Origin of the sequence: Streptomyces sp. CAI-85, from assembly GCF_013363615.1 — a bacterium.
GTDB lineage: Bacteria > Actinomycetota > Actinomycetes > Streptomycetales > Streptomycetaceae > Streptomyces > Streptomyces antibioticus_B.
Genome location: NZ_JAANNX010000180.1, coordinates 1 through 1,499, shown reverse-complemented (window position 1 = coordinate 1,499; position 1,499 = coordinate 1). Strand labels below are relative to the sequence as shown.

Here is a 1,499-nt window from a genome sequence, read left to right as displayed (position 1 = left end):
CCGATCAGACCGATGTTCGGGCCTTCGGGCGTCTCGATCGGGCACATGCGGCCGTAGTGCGAGGGGTGCACGTCACGGACCTCGAAGCCGGCCCGCTCACGGGAGAGACCACCCGGGCCAAGCGCCGACAGACGGCGCTTGTGGGTGAGACCCGACAGCGGGTTGTTCTGGTCCATGAACTGCGAGAGCTGGCTGGTGCCGAAGAACTCCTTGATGGAGGCGACGACCGGCCGGATGTTGATCAGGGTCTGCGGCGTGATCGCCTCGACGTCCTGGGTCGTCATCCGCTCGCGGACGACGCGCTCCATACGAGCCAGACCCGTGCGGACCTGGTTCTGGATGAGCTCGCCGACGCTGCGCAGACGACGGTTGCCGAAGTGGTCGATGTCGTCGGTCTCGACGACGATCGTCTGGCCGTTGTCCCCGACCGTCTCGGTCTCGCCGGCGTGCAGCTTGACCAGGTACTTGATGGTCGCGATGACGTCCTCGACGGTCAGGACACCGGCGTCGAGGGGCGCGTCCGCGGCCAGCTTCTTGTTGACCTTGTAGCGGCCGACCTTGGCGAGGTCGTAACGCTTGGGGTTGAAGTAGAGGTTCTCGAGCAGCGTCTGCGCGGCCTCACGCGTGGGGGGCTCGCCCGGACGCAGCTTGCGGTAGATGTCGAGCAGCGCGTCGTCCTGGCCCTGGGTGTGGTCCTTCTCCAGGGTGGCGCGCATGGACTCGTACTCGCCGAACTCCTCGAGGATCTGCTCGGTGGTCCAGCCGAGCGCCTTCAGGAGGACGGTGACCGACTGCTTGCGCTTGCGGTCGATGCGGACACCGACCATGTCGCGCTTGTCGATCTCCATCTCCAGCCAGGCACCCCGGGAGGGGATGATCTTGGCCGAGAAGATGTCCTTGTCGGAGGTCTTGTCGATCGAGGAGTCGAAGTAGACACCCGGCGACCGGACGAGCTGCGACACGACGACACGCTCGGTGCCGTTGATGACGAAGGTGCCCTTGTTGGTCATGAGCGGGAAGTCGCCCATGAAGACCGTCTGCGACTTGATCTCGCCGGTCTCGTTGTTGGTGAACTCGGCCGTCACGAACAGCGGGGCCGCGTACGTGAAGTCGCGGTCCTTGCACTCGTCGATGCTGTTCTTCGGCGGCTCGAAACGGTGGTCGCGGAAGGTCAGCGACATCGACCCGGAGAAGTCCTCGATCGGAGAGATCTCCTCGAAGATCTCTTCGAGGCCGGACTTGGTGGGGACGTCCTGACCGTTCTCCAGAGCCTCCTCGACCCGACTCTGCCAGGCGGTGTTGCCGAGCAGCCAGTCGAAGCTCTCGGTCTGCAGCGCGAGCAGGTTCGGAACCTCGAGAGGCTCCTTGATCTTTGCAAAAGAGATGCGCAGCGGGGCGGTGCTGGCGCCGTTGTTCGTATTCGCGGTCGAGGCGTTGCGCGAGGCGGCCAAGAGGGGGTCCTTCCGAGGGCTCGGACTCACTACGCGCGTACCGGTCCC

At 65.0% G+C, this 1,499-nt stretch carries 1 pseudogene; it reads right to left on the bottom strand.

What is annotated here, in order from left to right:
- A pseudogene (locus G6W55_RS37595) lies at positions 1-1,451 on the bottom strand (DNA-directed RNA polymerase subunit beta); the annotation flags it as partial.
- Between the last annotated feature and the right edge of the window lie 48 nt (positions 1,452-1,499).